An 18010-nucleotide genomic window follows, 5' to 3' on the forward strand; every position below is an offset into this window, starting at 1 on the left:
ATTGTCGGGCGCCGTCAGCTGCCACCGAACCAGTTGTAGCCCTGGTCTTCCCAGTAGCCGCCGCTGTAGGTGTTGCTGACGAAAATCGCCTGGATATGTTTGGGGTTCTTGTAGCCGAGCTTGGTGGGCATGCGCAGCTTCATCGGGAAGCCGTATTCACGCGGCAGCACCGCGCCGTCATAGGTCAGCGCCAGCAGAGTTTGCGAGTGCAGCGCGGTGGCCATGTCGATGCTGGTGTAGTAGTCGTCGGCGCATTTGAAACCGACATATTTGGCATCGGTGTCGGCCCCGATCCGTTTCAGGAAATCGCTGAACCGCACGCCGCCCCAACGCCCGATCGCGCTCCAGCCTTCGACGCAGATATGCCGGGTGATCTGCTCGTCCTGGGCCATGGCGCGCAGCTCTTCAAGACGCCAGCTGCGTTTGTCGGCGACCAGGCCAGTGACCTCCAGCCGATAGCTTTCTTCCTCTACGGTGGGTGCCTCGTCGATGCCGTAAAAGGCATTGAATGGAAACGGCCGGGTGATCATCGACGCCGGATAGGTCGGCGCCAGTGCATTGGGGTTGAACAGCCAGCCCTGCACCCTATCGTTGAACCGCGACATGGACGACAGCGCGGTCTCGACGCTTTCGTTGTCGGTGAGGTTGCAGCCCGACAACATGGCCACGCCGCCGAGGGTCAACCCACGCATCAGGAACGAGCGACGTGAGCGATCCTCGATCTGCGGCGCAATGATTTTCCGGGCGTCTTTCAGGATGGACGACTCGTCCAGCCCCTCGATGCGCTTTTTCATACGGGCTCCTTGCGACCGACAATCATGGCCAACAGCGTTTTGGGAACGAGCGCGACCATCACCAGATGCACCGCCACAAAGGCCACCAACAACGCCATCGCGATGAAATGCACATGCCGCGCCGCTTCGTAGCCGCCGAGCAATTCACGCAACAGCGGAAACTGGACGGACTTCCACAACACCAGCCCGGAGATCACCAGCAGCGTGATGTCGACCATCACGAACAGGTACGCCACCCGTTGCACCTGGTTGTAGTGACTCAGGTCGGCATGTCCCAGCCGCCCGCGCAATGCGGCCCACAGGTCATGCAAGACACCTTTCGGCGACACCGGGAAAAAACGTCGTGACAGCCGGCCGCTGGCAAGGTTGACGATCAGGTAGACGAGGCCGTTGATGGCTAGGAGCCACATCGCCGCGAAATGCCATTGCAGCGCGCCGCCGAGCCAGCCGCCCAGCGTGATGCCTTTGGGAAAACTGAAGTCGTAAAGCGGGGACGCGTTGTAGATGCGCCAACCGCTGGTGACCATGACCAGCACCGCCAGTGCGTTCAGCCAATGGGTGAGCCGGAGCCAGCGAGGATGGGATGAAGCAGGTAACGGCGACATGATCGGCTCCCGGCGGTTGTTGTTATTCGTTGGAGCCGAGTATGGGAGCCGAAAGATCGCCAAATCCTCACGTAAAGTTAAATTAACCGTGATAACTGCCCCGCATACCTGTGGGAGCTTGCGGAGGGGGGAGGAATCCCCTCACCACAGGCTCGCCCCCACAGTGTTTGTGTAAATGTGGTTAAAATGCCGCCCCCTCAAATCGCCGACCCGACCCGATGAATTCAGAAGCGCTGACCACCCTCCACGACCATCTGCTGACCGCCCTGGCAACGGCCCCCGCAGAAACCCGCCGACTGTTCCACGGTCGCGGTCGTTGCTGGCCGGGTCTGGAGCAACTGACTGTCGACTGGCTGCAAGGCGTGGTGCTGGTGTCGCTGTTCAAGGAGCCGGAAGCGGCGCAGCTGGAGGCGTTGAAACAGCGGCTGATGGAAATCACCCGATCCCCCGAGTGGACGCAATCCGGTGCGCATACCCTGGCGCTGCAGCATCGTTATCTGCTGCAAAGCACCACCGAATGGCTGGTCGGGGAAGTGATCGAGGACATGACCATCACCGAGGGCGGCCTGCGCTATCGCGTGGACCTGGGCCGCAAGCAGAACACCGGGCTGTTTCTCGACATGCGCTACGGTCGCGATTGGGTGCGCGCCAATGCCCAGGGCAAGCGCGTGTTGAACCTGTTCGCCTACACCTGCGGTTTTTCGGTGGCGGCCATCGAGGGCGGCGCGGAGCACGTGGTCAATCTGGACATGTCCAGCCCGGCCCTGAGCCGTGGTCGCGACAATCACCGGCTCAACGGGCACGACTTGAGCAAGGTGAGTTTCCTCGGCCATGACCTCTTCAAGTCCTGGGGCAAAGTGATCGGCAAGGGCCCGTATGACCTGGTGATCATCGACCCGCCGTCGTTTCAGAAAGGCAGCTTTTTGCTGACCAAGGATTACCAGCGCGTGCTGCGTCGGTTGCCGGAGTTGCTCAGCCCGCAGGGCACAGTGCTGGCGTGCATGAACGACCCGGCGTTCGGTGCGGATTTCCTGATCGAGGGCGTCATGCGTGAAGCACCCAGCCTGCAGTTCGAGCAACGGCTGGAAAATCCGCCGGAGTTTCCGGATGCGGATGTTGAATGCGGGTTGAAGGCGTTGGTGTTCCGGCAGTCCCTGTAGGAACGAGCTTGCTCGCGATGGTCGACAACGATAACGCTGGGAGCCTGATACCCCGCGACCTCCTGAAGTCCATCGCGAGCAAGCTCGCTCCAGGGAATCGGCGGTGACTCAACGCGGCCGCAACACCAACGCAAACAACTCCCCATGCCCGTTCACATTGAGCTTGTGATAGACGTTGCGCCGATGCACCTTCACCGTTTCCGGCGAGATCCCCAATTGCTGGGCAATTGCCTTGCTGGAGAAGCCCTGAAGAATCAGCCGCGCCGTTTCGATTTCCCGCACCGTCAAACGCGCATCAAAGCGATCCAGCAGTGTCGCCAGATCCCCCGCCACGGCCTCGGTGGCCGGGCCTTCCGGTGGCATCAATTGCAGGTGACGGCGCATCGCGGCCAACACCCAGTCACGCACGCAGAGCAGACGGCCCTGCTCTTCCAGGGTAAAGCGCGTCGATCGCCCAAGTGACAAACCGAGCACGGCACCGTCGGCGTTGATCATGAACTGCAACTCATCACCGCCCACCACCGAGCGGAAGTAGCTCAGGTAATACTCACTTTGCTGAAACTGGTCGGGGGCCACCGAATCGAGGCTGTGCAAACCGTCGGCGATGCCGGCGCAGGCCGCCTGATAAAACGGATCGAGCAGGTACATGCCGGCGCTGTAGTCGGCCAGTTCTTCTGCTTCGTCGCCGCTGCCCCCGGTGTCGAAATCAATCAGCAGGCGCGGCACTCGTCCAGGCGTCATCACCGCGACCAAGGCGTTGTCCAGCGGCACCAGCAGCCGCAGCGTATCGACCAGCGCACGCCAGAAACCGTCCTGCCCCACCGCGCCAAACACCCTCGCCAGGCCCTGGTGCACCGGCAATTCCTTCAACAACGCGTCCACGCTCTACCCCTTTCGAGTAACCCATGATGGGAATGGGTGTGTCCCCGGCCCGCCGATACGCTGCAAGCACCTGTTCATCACCGGCCTGCAGCAGGCCAGGAGTGCCGCATCATGAGTCGTCCCCGTCAACAGATCAATCTTGGACTGAGCGCCTGTTTGTGCGTTTCGCTGTCGGCGGTGGCTGCCGAGGGCCCGACGGTTCACGTCTACAACTGGTATGACTACATCGGCCCCAACACCCTGCACGACTTCAAGCGCGACACCGGAATCTCGCCGGTTTACGACACCTTCGACAGCGCCGAAGTGCTGGAAGGAAAACTGCTGACCAGCCGCAGCGGTTATGACGTGGTGGTGGCCAGTAACTTCAGCCTGCCGACCCTGATCAAGGCTGGCGCCCTCGCGCCCCTGCCCCATGCGCAGATGCCTGACTACAAAAACATGGACGCTGATCTGTTGGCGAAACTGGCCAACAACGATCCGGGCAATCAGTACGCCGTGCCGTACCTGTGGGGCACCAACGGCATCGGCTACAACATCGACAAGGTTCGCACCGCGCTGGGCGACAAGGCGCCGGTGGATTCCTGGGAGCTGGTGTTCAACGAAGCCAACCTGGCCAAGCTCGGCCAGTGCGGCGTGGCCATGCTCGACTCGCCGTCCGAGATGCTGCCGGTCGCCCTGCACTACCTCGGTCTGCCGCCCAACAGCACCAACCCCGAGGACTACAAGAAGGCCGAAGCGCTGCTGCTGAAACTGCGTCCGCACATCGCCTACTTCAATTCGTCGAAATTCATCAGTGACCTGGCCAACGGTAACATTTGCGTGGCGGTGGGTTGGTCGGGCGCGATGCTCGAAGCCAAGACCAACGCCGAGCAGGCCAACAACGGCGTGAAGATCGCCTACAGCCTGCCGAAGGAAGGCGCGCCGGTGTGGTTCGACACCCTCGTGTTGCTCAAGGATGCACCGCACCCGGAGCAAGGGCTGGCGTTCATCGATTATTTGATGCGCCCGGAAGTGATTGCCCCGGTCAGTGATCACCTCAACTACCCCAACGGCAACCGCAGCGCCACGCCCTTGGTGGCCGAAGCGACCCGTAACAATCCGGCGGTGTACCCGTCCGCGCAAGCCCTGGCCACGTTGTTCACCCTTCAGCCGCTGCCGCCAGCCACCGAGCGGGTGCGGACGCGGATCTGGAGCAAGGTCAAAAACGGTCAGTAACCCCAAATGGTTCGGCTGAATACAAAACCAATGTGGGAGCGGGCTTGCTCGCGAAGAGGCCGTCATGTCCGGCATTGATGTCGCCTGAGACGCCGCCTTCGCGAGCAAGCCCGCTCCCACAAGGGTCCGTGTTCAACCCGGCCCTACTTTTTCTGCCACAAATTGAAGATGAGAGAACCCATGAAACGACGTGCCCGTGACCTGAACCTCCAGTTCGGCCAACTGCAACCTGGCCCGCTCAATGCCATCACCGATGTACCCGGCGTCCGGGTCGGCCACAGCAATGTGCGGGGCCGCAGCGCGAATGGCCGCGACATTCTGACCGGCGTCACCGTAATCGAGCCGCGTGCCGGTTCCACCAGCCAGCATCCGTGCTTCGCCGGCGTGCATGTGCTCAACGGCAACGGCGATGCGACCGGTCTTGAGTGGATTCGCGAAGCGGGTCTATTGACCAGCCCGGTCGCCTTCACCAACACCCACAGCCTGGGCGTGGTTCGTGATGCGCTGATCGTCCTGGACCGTGAACAGCAACCCGACGACGGCCGACTTTACTGGAACATGCCGGTGGTGCTGGAAACCTTCGACGGCTTGCTCAACGACATCAATGGCTTTCACGTGAAGCCCGAGCATGTGGCCCAAGCCCTGCGCACGGCAACCGGCGGGCCAGTGACCGAAGGCGCAGTCGGTGGCGGCAGCGGCATGATCTGTCACGAATTCAAGGGCGGCATCGGCACGGCTTCGCGACGCCTGAGCAGCGCCCAGGGCGGTTGGACCGTCGGCGCCATCGTCCAGGCCAACCACGGCATCCGCAATGAATTGCGCGTCGACGGTTACCCGGTCGGGCGCTACATGGAAAAGGCTGACTCGCCATTTCTCAAGGCCTCGTTGCCCCATCCGGGCATGGGTTCGATCGTCGTTTGCCTGGCCACCGATGCGCCGCTGTTGCCGCATCAATGCACCCGCCTCGCCCAACGCGCCAGCCTTGGCCTCGCGCGCACCGGCGGCGGTAACGAAGACCATAGCGGCGACATCTTCATCGCGTTCGCCACCGGCAACGATGTCCCGCCCGCGGCTTATGAAAGCAAGAAGGCGCCGACAACAGACCACCTGAGCATGGTCAACAACGACCACATCAGCGAGTTATTCCTGGCCGCCACCGAGGCCGTGGAGGAAGCGATCATCAACGCCCTGCTGGCCTGCGACACCGCCGAAGGCAATGGCCATGCGGTGCCGGGACTGGACGCCGAAACGCTGCTCAAAGCCTTGCGTCGAGCCGGCTGGCCGGGCGAACAGGCGTAACGGATTCGGGATGTCCGGACGCCGCCACGAGCTTGAGACCCAAGGCTCGTGCGGCGTCCAGATGCACCGCCGGATCCTGGATTTCCGACTCCAGCAACAGTTCGGACGTCAGCACCTGCGCACCGCAATAATCAAAAATCCCGTGGTCGATCTGCGTTTTCATCGCCTCGGCATAGCCGTGCCGGGCGTAAGTGCCCGCATCGGCACCGCCGACCCCGACCAGGTGAACACGCAGATGGCCCAACTTCTTCTCCAGCTTCGCATCCGCCGTGAAATCGAAGGCCCAGCCGTTGGCGAACACCCGATCAATCCAGCCTTTGAGCAGTGCCGGCATCGACCACCAGTAGACCGGATAGACCAGCACCAGATGATCGGCGCGGTCGATGCGCGCCTGCTCGGCGACCACATCGGCAGGCGGCGGTGCTTCGCGGTGATGCACTGCCAGGTCCGCGGCGCTGAACCTCGGCTCGAATCCTTGCGCCGAAAGATCGACCAACTCCACGGTGTTATCGGGATCGCGTGCAATCACACCTTCAGCGATCCGCGCCGCCAGGCTGTGGGTGAGCGAACGGGGATTGTGGTGAGCGACAACAATGAGCGAATGCATGGTGCAAACTCCTGATTGAGAGCACAAGGCGGACCTTATATACTCTTGGTAAGTTACGATCAGTAAGTTACTTTTGGTACATAGCCATGTCAACCCGCAAAACAATCGCGCAAGATTCCACCCCGCAACCACGACGACGCCTGTCCCGGGAGGACCGCCTGCGCCAGTTGCTGGATGTCGCCTGGCAGCTCGTTCGGGAAGAAGGCACCGACGCGCTGACACTGGGGCGGCTCGCCGAACAGGCCGGGATCACCAAACCGGTGGTGTACGATCACTTCACGACGCGCCCCGGATTGTTGGCGGCGCTCTACCAGGACTTTGATGCGCGGCAGACAGCGGTCATGGACACGGCACTGCAGAACAGCGAACCGACGCTGGTCGGTACCGCCAGGGTGATTGCCTCGTCGTACGTGGACTGTGTGCTGCTGCAGGGCAATGAAATTCCCGGGGTGATAGCTGCGTTGGCCAGCTCGCCGGAACTGGAGAAGATCAAGCGCGAGTACGAAGCGATCTTCCTGAACAAATGCCGATCCGCCCTCGCCCCCTTCGCTGGCGCAGGTGAGATCACGGCAGCGGGTTTGCGGGCCATGCTCGGTGCGGCGGAAGCTTTGTCCCAGGCTGCCGCGACGGGTGAAATCAGCGCCGTACAGGCGCAGGACGAGCTGTTCGAAACCATCGTCGCCATGGTTGAAAGAAGCGCGCATGGCAAGGCTCGCACGGAGGCGACTAGCGGTACTTGAGTGCCAAACCCCATCTTCCTACGATGATTCTACGCAGCCGTTTGTTTGCTCAACTCAGCGGTTGCGTAGGTGGTGAGTGATCTGAACCCCTACCAAGCTCACCGCCTGTTTCACGTGCATCTTGAGCCTCGAGGGCTCTACTTCCTCCCCATCAAAGAGCCTTGAGGCTCTTTTTTCAGTGCACGAATTCCAGCCAGGAAAAAGCCCCGGCATGTGACGGTAATGCTCATCAGGCGGGCAAGAAATCCCCTCGCCACAAATATGGGCACCCACTCTTAAGTGAACAGCATCAGTCAGTCGGCGCAAATCGATCGCCACGCCGCGTGTGCAAGCCTGTCCCTGTACACCTTCGGACTGCCCTTCACCCGGCCCGATAACCATGCCCTGCAATAGTTGTCTGCCTGGCCAATGATCAGCGACAGCAGCAATTCGGTCGGAGCACCGTTCAACTCATCGCCCCTGGCCGTAGCCGACAGCCATTCCAGCAGTTGCTTGTTGCGCGCCTTGTTGCGGGTCGCCAGTTCGTCCTTGAAAGGCCCTTTGGTGACGGCAAATCGCGCGTGGTACTGGAAGCGCGCCCATTCGGGTTGGCTGTCGACCCAATCCACATAACTGTGCACCAGCGCATACACGCCTTCTTGCGTCGTTTTCGCCTCGCTCAAATAGCTGTCGCGCAACCGGGCCTGATCGTCCAGGGCGGTGAAAAACAGCGCGGCCACCAAACCTTCCTTGTTCCCGAAGTGGTGATAAATCGCGCCCACGCTGGTGTCGCATTCGGCGCGGATCATTTCGATGGTCGTGGCCTCGATCCCCTGCTCGTTGAACAGTGTGAGGGCCTTTCGAAAAATTTCGCGCTTGAGTTCAGCGCGCCTTCCGGGGTAGCAGCGCTCGAGTAAATCTGACGTTTCCATGCTCAAAACAGTCCCAAAAAATCAAGGGTGAAGGCAGATGACTGCCATCGGACACGCGACGATAGGTTGACAGATTTCCCGCCGACAGAATACTGTTCCGTCACAGAACATTATTCTGTAACGGAATAATATTCCGTCAACCCAATCATCAGTGAGGCTTCAAAATGAGTCAGTTCCTCAGCATGTTTAACAGCGTGGGCCCGCAAGCCTTCAGCAAAATGGCCTGCCAGGTGGCGCCCTACTTCAGCACCATCAACCCGCTGGTCACGGAGTTGCGAAAAGGCCTCGCGACCGTGCAGGTGCCGTTCGCCAAGGAAATCACCAACCACCTGGGCACCGTCCACGCCATCGCGATGTGCAATGCGGCTGAACTGGCAGCGGGAATGATGACCGACGTGTCGATTCCCGAAGGGGCTCGCTGGATTCCAAAAGGCATGACGGTCGAGTACCTGGCGAAGGCAAAGACCGACGTCACGGCAGTGGCCGATGGGGGCGGCGTCGACTGGACCACGCAAGGCGACAAGATCGTGCCGGTGGACATTCTCGACGTTGAAGGCAAGAAGGTGTTCACGGCGCGGATCACCATGAACGTGAAGCTTTCTTAAAAAGCTGACCGAACTGCCTGAGTGAATGCAGAACAACTGTGGGAGCGGGCTTGCTCGCGATGGCGGTGATTCAGTCAACATAAATGCTGAATGTAATGCCGCCATCGCGAGCAAGCCCGCTCCCACAGTTGATCGAGTTGTCTGGAAAGGTGCGGTCAGCGTGGCAACGCGCCCAACCGTTCGCGGACAAACTCATTGGCCTTGTACGTCAATTGATCCAGATGCCGGTCACGCTGTTTCTCGGCATCGAGCATCGCGCGCTTGCCGTGCTTTTGCAGCAGATAGGTATGAATCTGCCGCACCTCCAGCGAGCTGTAGATCGACGCCACATCCAACAGCCCCATCAAACCGCCGGAGCGATGATCGCGGGTGTTCATCAGCACTTGAGTACCGCGCACGCCCACCACCTGGAACCCCATCGACTCGAACCACGGCACCTTGGCAACCGCGCAGGTCAGTTCGGCATGCGGGTAGCGACCGACCATTTCCCGCAGCATCTTGCGCGCCACGCCCTGACGCCGATGACCAGCCTGCACCGCCATGTACGCCACGCCGCACGCCTCGGGATCATCCTTGACCGGCAGGTACAGCAAGAAACCGATAACCGTTTCCGGATCGTCCACGTCCGTGGCGACGATCAACTCCACCGCAATCCCTTTCGCCCCGCTCAGCGCCTCCAGATAGAGGTGAACCTCATAGCCGATCGCGTACTGGTACACGTTGTACAACAGGTTGCTCGGCGGGATCGCGACCATGCTGATGTCGGTCAGGTTGTCGACCACCATCTGCAGGATCTGGCTGGAGAGGTGCTCCGGGCACGGGGTTTTGAAGTGGGTGATCTGGGGCATTGAGGCTCTGGACTCTGGGGCGGGCGGGGGTGCGTATCATAACGTGCTGGCGGGACCGCAGGGGGGTGTCAGTTGGCAGCGGTGTTGAATGTTCCGGCTTCTTCGCGAGCAAGCCCGCTCCCACACTGGATCGCTGGCGGACACACATAATGTGTTCACAGAAAATCCAGTGTGGGAGCGGGCTTGCTCGCGAAGAGGCCATAAGCCACAACACTCAAACCATGCCAGGGCACGCGACTAAAAGCCCCGACGTGAACCCTATTGCTGCGGCGCAACCATGCGAAAGCGGATGTTGATATCGTCGGAAACCACCTCGCCCGCCCACTCGCCCTCGCCTATTTTGAAATCGCTGCGCTTGAGCGTCAGCTGGCCATCGAAGATGCCGATGGCGTTCTCGGCCTTCAACTGCACGGGCACTTCCACCACGCGGGTAATGCCCCTGAGCGTGAGTTTGCCGGTGATCGAATAGCGGTTGTTACCCAATGATTTCACACCGGTCGACTCAAACGTCGCCACGGGCGAGTTCGCGATGTCGAACCAGGCTGGTTTTTTCAGTTCTTCGTTAGCTTCACTGCTCCCAGCATCGATACTGTCGAGCTGGATCGTGAGCGCGGCGTGGGCCGCTGAAGGGTTTGCGGTGTCGAAATCCAGCGTGCCTTCGAATTGGCTGAACGTGCCGTAGGCCCGCGAACTGAACTGTTTATAAGTGAACGAAATTTTACTGGCGGTCGTATTGACCTGTGTGTACCGGGCGGCATCGGCGCAAGACAAAACGCCGAAGGTGAGCGCAACAACCCAAGCGGCGAAAGGCGAAACTCGAGGATTCATGGAACTCTCCGGGCGGGGCTCCCGTTTGCATTGAGGGCTGCACGCGCAAGCGCGCCACAGGTGGACTAAAGCAAAGATCCACCGTTTATGCCACCGACCACAATGTCCGTCTGATTCCACCGATCTGATCAGGTCGTTGCACAGTTTGACCACCGTTTTCTGCAATGGCGTGAACTCGCCCGGCGCCAACCCCGTGGCGCCGGCGAGTCCTGTTGCATCACTCAGTGATGACGTTCAGTGCCACGTCGATGTTGCCGCGGGTGGCTTTCGAGTAAGGGCAGATCTGGTCGGCCGTGTGCGCCAGCTTCGTTGCAATTTCGTTCGACAGCCCTGGCACACGCAGGGTCAGTCGAGCTTGCAGGAAGTACGCCTGACCGGTCTGGCCCAGATCGACTTCGATCTCCACGGCCGTATCCGCCGGCAGTGTCACGTTCAGGTCCTTGGCCACCAGTCCGACGGCGGCGGTGTAGCAGGCAGACCAGGCGCCGGCGAACAATTGCTCGGCGGTCGGGTGCGGTTGGGTGTTGGAGAACACGTGCGCCGGTGTGGCGTTGCCGGGCGAAGACAGCACGATGTCGAGGCTCCCGCTATGACCGCGCGAGGTCTTGCCGGCGGCGCTGACGGTGGTGTGGGTTTTGCCGGTGGCCAGTACTTTTTCGATCTTGCTCATGATGGATTACCTTAAGATTGTTTGCGTATGCGCTTTTATCGCACGCGATATTTATGGAATTAAAAAAAGACTTAAGCAGTGATGACGTTCAGGGCTACATCGATGTTGCCGCGAGTCGCTTTCGAGTACGGGCAGATCTGGTCGGCAGTGTGCGCCAGCGTCGTCGCGATCTCCTGCGACAGGCCCGGTACACGCAGCGTCAGTCGAGCTTGCAGGAAGTACTCCGCACCGCCCTGCCCCAGGTCGACTTCGATGTCGACCGACAGATCCGCCGGCAGCACCACGTTCAAGTCATTGGCCACCAGACCGACCGCTGCGGTGTAGCAAGCCGACCATGCACCGGCGAACAGTTGCTCGGCGGTCGGGTGTGGCTGAGTCGCTGCAAACACATGAGCGGGTTTGGCGTTGCCCGGCGTCGACAGGGTGATGTCGAGGCTGCCGTTATGGCCGCGGGACGTATTGCCGGCAGCGCTGGCGGTGGTGTGGGTTTTGCCGGTGGCCAGGACTTTTTCGATCTTGCTCATGGGTGAATCCTCTACGGTGCAATGGGGTTTAATTTATTGTCGCTTTCGATTAAGTCGTATGCGATGGATCAATATTCACTCAGCGACGCATCAGTGTCAATGGGTTATCGTGCACCCCACCGACGAACGGTATTTACCTAATCTGCCACCGCCTATTCCGCGGCACGCGTGTACCGGGGCCAAAAGCAGTCAGCCCCGTCGCGTTTCGTCTAACCTCACAAAGCGCCTGGCCATGGCTGGCGCCTCGATCGTGTTCCGTTAAATGCACCGGAGAATGTCCATGTTCAAGCGTACCCTGGCAGTGGCTGCCAGCCTGGCCCTGACTTTTTTCACCCTGCTGTCGCAGGCCGCCGACACCCTGAAAGTCAGTGCGATTCCCGATGAAGCCCCCACCGAACTGCTGCGTAAATTCAAGCCGCTGGGTGCCTATCTGGAACAGCAATTGGGCATGAAGGTCGAGTTCGTGCCCGTCAGCGATTACCCGGCGGTGGTCGAGGCGCTGGCCACCGACCGGATCGACCTGGCCTGGCTGGGCGGCTTCACCTTCGTGCAGGCACGCCTGAAAACCGGCAACGCGATCCCGTTGGTACAACGCGAACAGGATGCCCAGTTCACCAGCAAGTTCATCACCGCCGACCCTGCCGTCAAATCCCTCGCCGACCTCAAGGGCAAGACCTTTGCCTTCGGCTCGGTGTCTTCCACATCGGGCAGTCTCATGCCGCGTTACTTCATGCTCAAGGACGGCATCAAACCGGAAACCTACTTCAGCCGCGTCGGCTACTCCGGTGCTCATGACGCCACGGTCGCGTGGGTCCAGGCCGGTAAAGTGGACGCCGGGGTGCTGAACGCCAGCGTGTGGGAAAAACTGGTCGCGGCCGGCAAGGTCGACACCAGCAAAGTCAAAGTGTTTGCGACTACCCCCGCCTACTTCGACTACAACTGGACGGTGCGCGGGACCCTCGACCCCGCGCTGGCGGCCAAGATAAAAGCCGCGTTCCTGGCGCTTGACCCGGCGAACCCGAAGGACAAGGAGATTCTGGATTTGCAGGCCGCCAGCCGATTCATCGAAACCAGCCCGGACAACTACAAGGGCATCGAGGAAGCCGCACGCGCCGCCGAACTGCTCAAATGACGTTGCATCTGACCCAGATCAGCCTTACCCACGCCAACGGTGTTCAGGCGCTGCGTGGCGTGGACCTGCACATCGGCGCCCGCGAACAGGTCGCCATTATCGGCCCGTCCGGCGCGGGCAAGTCGAGCCTGCTCAACCTGCTGGCCACCGCCCTGCGACCGGGCGACGGTGAGTTGCAAGTGCTCGGCGAACGCGCCTGGCAACTGTCGGCCGGTCAGCGTCAGCGCCTGCGTGCACGCATCGGTTTGATCCATCAATCGCCGCCGTTGCCACCGCGCCAGCGAGTGGTCACGGCGGTTCTGGCCGGCAAGCTGGGTCAGTGGGGATTGGGCAAGAGCCTGCTGAATTTGCTGTACCCACTGGACATTCCGGGCGCGCGCGCGGCCCTGGCCAGGCTGGACCTCAGCGATAAACTGTTTACGCAATGCCAGCAGTTGTCCGGCGGACAGTTGCAGCGCGTGGGCATTGCCCGGGTGTTGTATCAAGCGCCCGAGGTGCTGCTGGCCGATGAGCCGGTCTCGGCCATGGACCCGGTGTTGGCCAAGCACACGCTGTCGGTGCTATGCAGCCATGCCCGGGAGCACAACGTGACGCTGGTCGCCAGCCTGCACGCAGTGGAGCTGGCCCTGGCGCATTTTTCGCGGATCATCGGCCTGCGTGACGGGCAGATTCTGTTTGACCTGCCGGCCAGTGCTGTCGACCGCGAACTGCTCGACACGCTCTACGCCAACGAACAGTTGGAACGTTCGCCGCCGCCCCCCGCCCACTTGAGCGTGCAGATTCCCCGATGCTGACGTCCGGCTCCCGCGATCCCGCCGTTTTGCCGCGCCTGCTGCTCACCCTGCTGGCCATCGCCCTGCTGTGGCCGGGCATCCACTACAGCGAACTGGACCTGAGTGTGCTGATCGCGAGTGACAGCCGGAGTGAAATGGGCCGGTTCGTGTCCGCCTTCTGGCCCCCGGCCCATGACGAGACGTTCATCGAACTGTTGCTGCAAGCCACCCTGCAAACCCTGGCCATCGCCACGGCTGGCATGGCCCTGGCGTTGCTGTTGGCGATTCCCGCCAGCCTGTTGGCCAGTCGCGCATTGTCGTTGTCTGCGGCTTCGCGAGCGGGTCGCCCAAGCTATTGGGGGCAACTGCTGCGCTGGCCGGTGCGCGGGCTGCTGATATTCCTGCGCAGCGTGCCGGAAATCGTCTGGGCCCTGCTGTTCGTGCGCGCCGTCGGCCTTGGCCCGACCGCCGGGGTACTGGCGATTGCCATTACCTACAGCGGCATGCTGGGCAAGGTCTACGCGGAAATTTTCGAATCGGTCGATCAACGCCCGGCCCATACGCTGCTGCAATCCGGCAGTGGTCGGCTCGCGGCCTTTTGCTACGGGATCCTGCCCAATGTCTCGGCCGAGCTGCTGTCGTACACGGTGTATCGCTGGGAATGCGCGATCCGCGCCTCGGTGGTGATGGGCTTTGTCGGCGCCGGCGGGCTGGGTCAGCAGATGGACCTGTCGTTGCGCATGTTCGCCGGCGGCGAAGTGGCCAGTCTGCTGCTGACCTTCCTGGTGCTGGTGCTGCTCGCCGATCAACTCAGCCGTCTGCTGCGCTGGAGGCTGACATGAATCGCCTGTTCAACCTGGCCCTGCTGCTCGGCATCGGCGCTGCTGTCATCGCCTCGTTCATCTACCTCGGCATCGACCTCGGCGAACTCGGCAGCACCGGCAACCTGAACCAGATGGGCGCTTATGCGCAGCGCTTTCTCAGCCCGGACCTGAGCCCGACACATCTGCAAGCCATCGCCCACGGCGCCCTCGAAACCATCGCCATGTCTGCCCTCGGCACCCTGATCGCGGCGGTGTTTGGTTTGCTCCTGGCATTGCCCGCGGCCGGGCGTTTCGGCTGGCCGTTGCAGAGTGCCTCGCGGCTGGTGCTCAACGCGTTGCGCGCGGTACCGGAACTGGTGTGGGCCGCACTGATGGTGCTCGCCGCCGGTCTCGGCCCCAACGCCGGCACCCTGGCGCTGGCGCTGCACACCACCGGCGTGCTCGGCCGACTGTTCGCCGAAGCGCTGGAAAACACCCCGCCCGAACCTGCCGACGCCATCCGCTTGCAGGGCGGCAACGCCGTGTGGGCCTTCTGTTACGGCACCCTGCCCAACCTGTTGCCACAGCTGCTGGCCTACATCCTGTACCGCTGGGAAAACAACATCCGCATGGCCAGCGTGCTCGGCTTCGTCGGCGCCGGTGGCCTGGGGCAAATGCTCTATGTCAGCCTCAGCCTGTTTCAGGAAGCGCAGGCCAGCACGGTGATTCTGGCGATGCTGATACTGGTGTTCGCCGTCGATACCTTGAGCAGCTGGAGTCGGCAACGCTGGGTCAAGGCGTGAGTGTGTTGGCGTTGTCACTGTCCGAAGGTGGGTAACAGCAAGTCCGCCCGATCGCGAAAGCAACCCGAAGACTGCCGCGACTTTTGACGCAAATAAAAAGAGCCACCCTGTGACAGGTGGCCCTCTTTTTAAAACCGGCGCTACCCGGGAAGTTCAGCCAAGGTTAAACCTAGCAAGCACCCGCAACAGTCCGTTGCGGCACCACAGCGTAGTGCTGCTGTTTCACTCGTTGAGTCAATGCCAGCATCGTCAGGAAACCCAGTGCAATCAACAGCGGATACGCCATCAACAATTCGGACAGTGAATACTTCCAGGCCAGCGGGCGTCCGACGCCCAGCAGGGCTGCATACATCCAGGACACTGCCGACAGCGAACCGCAAAACAGCGCCAGCATCCGGGCGCTAAACCCGAGCTTGAGCAGCGAACCCGCCTTTTGCATGGCCGGCAATACCAGGCGATGCAGCAAATAACCGTTGTAAGTCAACAACATGACAATGATCACTTTGGCCTGAAGCTTTGGATTCTTGAAGTATTCGACTCCTTTTTCCAGGTAATCGATACCCACAATGGCAATGCCGGTGAACCACAAAGCAATCAATGCAACAACGACAGATGTCTGAAGACTTTCGAGATGAGCATTATCGTGCTCCGACAATACTTTACCCTTCAACAAATTCTTGACCATGGCAATATCACTGGTCAACACCAGACCAATGGCAACACAACAAGCGACCAAGTGTGCATAAACAACACCCAACCGAACAAACTCCATGCATTCTTTATTTTCGATCAAGCTCATGATTGTATTTATTGTCACGGTAGTATCTCCAACTGTTTCTACAGTACAGACCTTAGTTTGACGGGGTATTAATCAAGTTAAAAACCCAGTGCGGTCCGACTGATACAAGAAAAGCCAAATCATAGACCTGGCACGGCTGAACCGATTGATTTGCCTGGCAAACAAGCAACCGGTCAGGTGTTGGCTCCTGAATTTCGGGTAAAAAAAGCCTCATTTGCAATCACTGCATATGAGGTTCGGTTTCCACTTCTTTTCTGCGATAGCAGGAGCAGGTCATGGTGACGTGCTGGAGTATCTGAGGGCAGATACGCTCAAATGTTCATTTTTTGAGCAGACTACCGACAGACGGTTAGTTCAGATGATGCAACTCTTCTCGATGGAGAACCTCCAACTTCCCCGAAAGCCCCGCACTAACTGGTCCGGTAAATTAGATGAGGCTTGAGATGCTTCCATTGGATCCATTAGTTGTTATCTTACTAACGAAAAGCGCAACAGGGATCCGATCGTACCCAGAACTAATTAAGTCAGACTTATTATGTTTCATGATTGAAACACCGGGATCCAATCTACACCAACCGCTCAATCTTCTGATGCTTCCACACAAGTTTGTAATACAGCGTCTGCAACACCAGCATCCCCAGATACGCCACCGGAAACGCCATCCACACCCCCTGCAACCCGAACTGCCCATCCAGCACATACGCCACCGGCAACTGCACGCCCACCACGCACACAATCGAAATCGCCATCGGCACCAACACCGTGCCGCTGGCGCGCATGATCCCGCCGATGATTGCCTGGAAGCCAAACAGCAGCAGACTCCACAGCATGATGTGCAACAGGTGCTCGGCCTTCGCCCGCGTCGAATCGTCCGTCAGAAACAACCCCAACAACCAGTGCGACAACAAGTAACCCAACAGCACCAAGCCACCGGTCAGGCACACGTTAATCAAAAGGCCCGTGCGCAGAATTGGCCCGATCCGCTCGACCCGCGCCGCCCCAATCGCCTGCGCCCCAAGAATCGACGCCGTGATCGCAATCGACAACGCCGGAAACTGCACGTAATTGACGATCTGCGTCACCGCCCCATACGCCGCCGTCGCCTGCGAACCGTGCTGATTCACCAGCGCCAGAATCACCAGCTCCGACACCGACAACACCACCATCTGCAACCCGGTCGGCAAGCCAATGCGCAACACCTTGCCGAGAATCACCCGATCCAGGCGCATCGCCGCAAACATCTCCCGATCCGGCGCCAACGGATGCCCCTTACTGATCAACCGCCACGCCAGCCACCCCATCGCCGCCAGGTTACCCACCAACCCCGCATACGCCGCACTCTGAATCCCCAACATCGGCAACCCGAACCAACCGCGAATCAAGGCCGGCGTCAGCGCCAAACCGATGCAGGTCGACACCACCAACGCAATCAGCGGCGACATCGTATCGCTCACCCCACGCAGCAATTGAGTGAAGAGCACGTAGACCAGCAGCGACGGCATGATCCACATCATCACGTGCGCGTAGGACACCGCGTCGTCGAGTACGTCGGCCGGGGTTCCCAACCCCTGCAAGGCTGACCGGGCGAACACACTTCCGAGGATGGCCGCCGCTAGACCGATGATTGCTCCCAACAGCAACGTGGTGGCAGCGATGGTTTTCACCAGATGCGGCTCACGTGCGCCCCAGGCTTGGCCGATGAGCACACCCGCCCCCGCGCCGAGGCCGATGACCAGGGCGATGAAGAAGAACACGATGGGGAACATGCCGGAGACGGCCGCCAGGGCTTGGGTGCCGAGCATTTGGCCGATGTAGATGCTGTTGACGGTGCCCGACATGGATTGGAGGAAATTGGAGAGGACCATGGGGGCTAGGAAAAGGAGGTAGGTTTTCCAGAGGGGGTGTTGGGTGGTGGGGGTTTGCATTGGGTGGAGGTCCGTCTCGACTGCGGAGTTGGGATTCTAGAGGATAGCGTTAGCGGGGATGTACAAAGTTGAATGAATGTTTTGGCG

The 18010-nt window shown here is 60.4% G+C and carries 20 protein-coding genes; 9 read left to right on the top strand and 11 right to left on the bottom strand.

Annotation, left to right across the window (positions count from 1 at the left end):
- Window positions 1-14: 14 nt before the first annotated feature.
- Together PMI01S_RS27300 and PMI01S_RS27305 are read right to left on the bottom strand one after the other, a co-directional pair.
- Window positions 15-794 carry a molybdopterin-dependent oxidoreductase gene (locus PMI01S_RS27300; protein ID WP_084323194.1) on the bottom strand — a complete coding sequence of 260 codons (780 nt, stop codon included), beginning with the start codon at window positions 792-794 and terminating at the stop codon, window positions 15-17.
- Entirely contained in the window at window positions 791-1399 is a 609-nt protein-coding gene (locus PMI01S_RS27305) for a cytochrome b/b6 domain-containing protein (RefSeq protein ID WP_084323195.1), read from the bottom strand. The genes PMI01S_RS27300 and PMI01S_RS27305 overlap by 4 nt, the downstream gene beginning before the upstream one ends.
- 218 nt (window positions 1400-1617) lie before the next feature.
- Between PMI01S_RS27305 and PMI01S_RS27310 the strand changes: the two genes are divergently transcribed.
- A complete protein-coding gene (locus tag PMI01S_RS27310; protein ID WP_084323196.1) occupies window positions 1618-2559 on the top strand; it encodes a class I SAM-dependent methyltransferase in 942 nt (313 codons plus the stop codon).
- A gap of 108 nt (window positions 2560-2667) precedes the next feature.
- On the opposite strand, the gene PMI01S_RS27315 is transcribed toward PMI01S_RS27310, so the two are convergent.
- The gene (locus PMI01S_RS27315) at window positions 2668-3441 is read right to left on the bottom strand and encodes a helix-turn-helix transcriptional regulator (protein ID WP_084323197.1); all 774 of its coding nucleotides are present in this window, start codon (window positions 3439-3441) and stop codon (window positions 2668-2670) included.
- A 111-nt stretch (window positions 3442-3552) separates the two neighbouring features.
- Between PMI01S_RS27315 and PMI01S_RS27320 the strand changes: the two genes are divergently transcribed.
- Both PMI01S_RS27320 and PMI01S_RS27325 read left to right on the top strand, forming a co-directional pair.
- Window positions 3553-4656, top strand: coding sequence for a polyamine ABC transporter substrate-binding protein (locus PMI01S_RS27320; RefSeq protein WP_084323198.1), 1104 nt, complete (start codon window positions 3553-3555; stop codon window positions 4654-4656).
- 180 nt (window positions 4657-4836) lie between these two features.
- Window positions 4837-5955 (top strand): DmpA family aminopeptidase, encoded by a 1119-nt coding sequence (locus PMI01S_RS27325; RefSeq protein WP_084323199.1) that lies wholly within the window; start codon window positions 4837-4839, stop codon window positions 5953-5955.
- Here PMI01S_RS27325 and PMI01S_RS27330 read toward each other — a convergent pair.
- Window positions 5912-6562 carry an NAD(P)H-dependent oxidoreductase gene (locus PMI01S_RS27330; protein WP_084323200.1) on the bottom strand — a complete coding sequence of 217 codons (651 nt, stop codon included), beginning with the start codon at window positions 6560-6562 and terminating at the stop codon, window positions 5912-5914. The two genes, PMI01S_RS27325 and PMI01S_RS27330, sit on opposite strands and share 44 nt — an antisense overlap.
- 86 nt (window positions 6563-6648) lie before the next feature.
- Between PMI01S_RS27330 and PMI01S_RS27335 the strand changes: the two genes are divergently transcribed.
- Entirely contained in the window at window positions 6649-7302 is a 654-nt protein-coding gene (locus PMI01S_RS27335; protein WP_084323201.1) for a TetR/AcrR family transcriptional regulator, read from the top strand.
- A 293-nt stretch (window positions 7303-7595) separates the two neighbouring features.
- Here PMI01S_RS27335 and PMI01S_RS27340 read toward each other — a convergent pair whose 3' ends face one another.
- The gene (locus tag PMI01S_RS27340; protein WP_084323202.1) at window positions 7596-8213 is read right to left on the bottom strand and encodes a TetR/AcrR family transcriptional regulator; all 618 of its coding nucleotides are present in this window, start codon (window positions 8211-8213) and stop codon (window positions 7596-7598) included.
- A gap of 164 nt (window positions 8214-8377) precedes the next feature.
- On the opposite strand from PMI01S_RS27340, the gene PMI01S_RS27345 reads away from it, so the two are divergent.
- The gene (locus PMI01S_RS27345) at window positions 8378-8818 is read left to right on the top strand and encodes a hotdog fold domain-containing protein (RefSeq protein WP_084323203.1); all 441 of its coding nucleotides are present in this window, start codon (window positions 8378-8380) and stop codon (window positions 8816-8818) included.
- A 155-nt stretch (window positions 8819-8973) separates the two neighbouring features.
- Here PMI01S_RS27345 and PMI01S_RS27350 read toward each other — a convergent pair whose 3' ends face one another.
- The 4 genes from PMI01S_RS27350 to PMI01S_RS27365 form a co-directional block, all read right to left on the bottom strand.
- Window positions 8974-9666 (bottom strand): GNAT family N-acetyltransferase, encoded by a 693-nt coding sequence (locus PMI01S_RS27350; protein WP_084323204.1) that lies wholly within the window; start codon window positions 9664-9666, stop codon window positions 8974-8976.
- 258 nt (window positions 9667-9924) lie between these two features.
- Window positions 9925-10494: a YceI family protein gene (locus PMI01S_RS27355; RefSeq protein ID WP_084323205.1), complete on the bottom strand. Its 570-nt coding sequence runs from the start codon at window positions 10492-10494 to the stop codon at window positions 9925-9927.
- 217 nt (window positions 10495-10711) lie between these two features.
- A complete protein-coding gene (locus PMI01S_RS27360) occupies window positions 10712-11164 on the bottom strand; it encodes an Ohr family peroxiredoxin (protein WP_084323206.1) in 453 nt (150 codons plus the stop codon).
- A 71-nt stretch (window positions 11165-11235) separates the two neighbouring features.
- On the bottom strand, window positions 11236-11688 hold the full coding sequence (locus PMI01S_RS27365; protein ID WP_084323207.1) for an Ohr family peroxiredoxin: 453 nt from the start codon (window positions 11686-11688) through the stop codon (window positions 11236-11238).
- Between the two features lie 280 nt (window positions 11689-11968).
- Here PMI01S_RS27365 and PMI01S_RS27370 point away from each other — a divergent pair, with 280 nt between their 5' ends.
- The 4 genes from PMI01S_RS27370 to phnE are packed head-to-tail and all read left to right on the top strand — an operon-like array spanning window position 11969 to window position 15199.
- Window positions 11969-12820, top strand: coding sequence for a putative selenate ABC transporter substrate-binding protein (locus tag PMI01S_RS27370; RefSeq protein WP_084323208.1), 852 nt, complete (start codon window positions 11969-11971; stop codon window positions 12818-12820).
- Complete coding sequence (locus PMI01S_RS27375; RefSeq protein WP_084323209.1) at window positions 12817-13614, top strand: phosphonate ABC transporter ATP-binding protein; 798 nt, start codon at window positions 12817-12819, stop codon at window positions 13612-13614. Before PMI01S_RS27370 ends, PMI01S_RS27375 begins: the two co-directional genes overlap by 4 nt.
- Window positions 13608-14435 carry a PhnE/PtxC family ABC transporter permease gene (locus tag PMI01S_RS27380; RefSeq protein WP_084323210.1) on the top strand — a complete coding sequence of 276 codons (828 nt, stop codon included), beginning with the start codon at window positions 13608-13610 and terminating at the stop codon, window positions 14433-14435. Before PMI01S_RS27375 ends, PMI01S_RS27380 begins: the two co-directional genes overlap by 7 nt.
- Complete coding sequence (gene phnE / locus PMI01S_RS27385) at window positions 14432-15199, top strand: phosphonate ABC transporter, permease protein PhnE (RefSeq protein WP_084323211.1); 768 nt, start codon at window positions 14432-14434, stop codon at window positions 15197-15199. Before PMI01S_RS27380 ends, phnE begins: the two co-directional genes overlap by 4 nt.
- 169 nt (window positions 15200-15368) lie before the next feature.
- Here phnE and PMI01S_RS27390 read toward each other — a convergent pair whose 3' ends face one another.
- Window positions 15369-16016 (bottom strand): hypothetical protein, encoded by a 648-nt coding sequence (locus PMI01S_RS27390; RefSeq protein WP_084323212.1) that lies wholly within the window; start codon window positions 16014-16016, stop codon window positions 15369-15371.
- 548 nt (window positions 16017-16564) lie between these two features.
- The gene (locus PMI01S_RS27395; RefSeq protein ID WP_084323213.1) at window positions 16565-17923 is read right to left on the bottom strand and encodes an MATE family efflux transporter; all 1359 of its coding nucleotides are present in this window, start codon (window positions 17921-17923) and stop codon (window positions 16565-16567) included.
- Window positions 17924-18010: the final 87 nt, after the last annotated feature.

This window comes from Pseudomonas migulae NBRC 103157 (assembly GCF_002091715.1).
In the GTDB taxonomy this organism is placed as follows: Bacteria; Pseudomonadota; Gammaproteobacteria; order Pseudomonadales; family Pseudomonadaceae; genus Aquipseudomonas; species Aquipseudomonas migulae_A.

Coding starts and splice junctions, on each gene's coding strand:
- PMI01S_RS27380 (WP_084323210.1), top strand. CDS start 13,608: ATGCTGACGTCCGGCTCCCGCGATCCCGCCGTTTTGCCGCGCCTGCTG.
- PMI01S_RS27355 (WP_084323205.1), bottom strand. CDS start 10,494: ATGAATCCTCGAGTTTCGCCTTTCGCCGCTTGGGTTGTTGCGCTCACC.
- PMI01S_RS27370 (WP_084323208.1), top strand. CDS start 11,969: ATGTTCAAGCGTACCCTGGCAGTGGCTGCCAGCCTGGCCCTGACTTTT.
- PMI01S_RS27340 (WP_084323202.1), bottom strand. CDS start 8,213: ATGGAAACGTCAGATTTACTCGAGCGCTGCTACCCCGGAAGGCGCGCT.
- PMI01S_RS27345 (WP_084323203.1), top strand. CDS start 8,378: ATGAGTCAGTTCCTCAGCATGTTTAACAGCGTGGGCCCGCAAGCCTTC.
- PMI01S_RS27375 (WP_084323209.1), top strand. CDS start 12,817: ATGACGTTGCATCTGACCCAGATCAGCCTTACCCACGCCAACGGTGTT.
- PMI01S_RS27330 (WP_084323200.1), bottom strand. CDS start 6,562: ATGCATTCGCTCATTGTTGTCGCTCACCACAATCCCCGTTCGCTCACC.
- phnE (WP_084323211.1), top strand. CDS start 14,432: ATGAATCGCCTGTTCAACCTGGCCCTGCTGCTCGGCATCGGCGCTGCT.
- PMI01S_RS27350 (WP_084323204.1), bottom strand. CDS start 9,666: ATGCCCCAGATCACCCACTTCAAAACCCCGTGCCCGGAGCACCTCTCC.
- PMI01S_RS27300 (WP_084323194.1), bottom strand. CDS start 794: ATGAAAAAGCGCATCGAGGGGCTGGACGAGTCGTCCATCCTGAAAGAC.
- PMI01S_RS27335 (WP_084323201.1), top strand. CDS start 6,649: ATGTCAACCCGCAAAACAATCGCGCAAGATTCCACCCCGCAACCACGA.
- PMI01S_RS27360 (WP_084323206.1), bottom strand. CDS start 11,164: ATGAGCAAGATCGAAAAAGTACTGGCCACCGGCAAAACCCACACCACC.
- PMI01S_RS27320 (WP_084323198.1), top strand. CDS start 3,553: ATGAGTCGTCCCCGTCAACAGATCAATCTTGGACTGAGCGCCTGTTTG.
- PMI01S_RS27305 (WP_084323195.1), bottom strand. CDS start 1,399: ATGTCGCCGTTACCTGCTTCATCCCATCCTCGCTGGCTCCGGCTCACC.
- PMI01S_RS27365 (WP_084323207.1), bottom strand. CDS start 11,688: ATGAGCAAGATCGAAAAAGTCCTGGCCACCGGCAAAACCCACACCACC.
- PMI01S_RS27310 (WP_084323196.1), top strand. CDS start 1,618: ATGAATTCAGAAGCGCTGACCACCCTCCACGACCATCTGCTGACCGCC.
- PMI01S_RS27395 (WP_084323213.1), bottom strand. CDS start 17,923: ATGCAAACCCCCACCACCCAACACCCCCTCTGGAAAACCTACCTCCTT.
- PMI01S_RS27325 (WP_084323199.1), top strand. CDS start 4,837: ATGAAACGACGTGCCCGTGACCTGAACCTCCAGTTCGGCCAACTGCAA.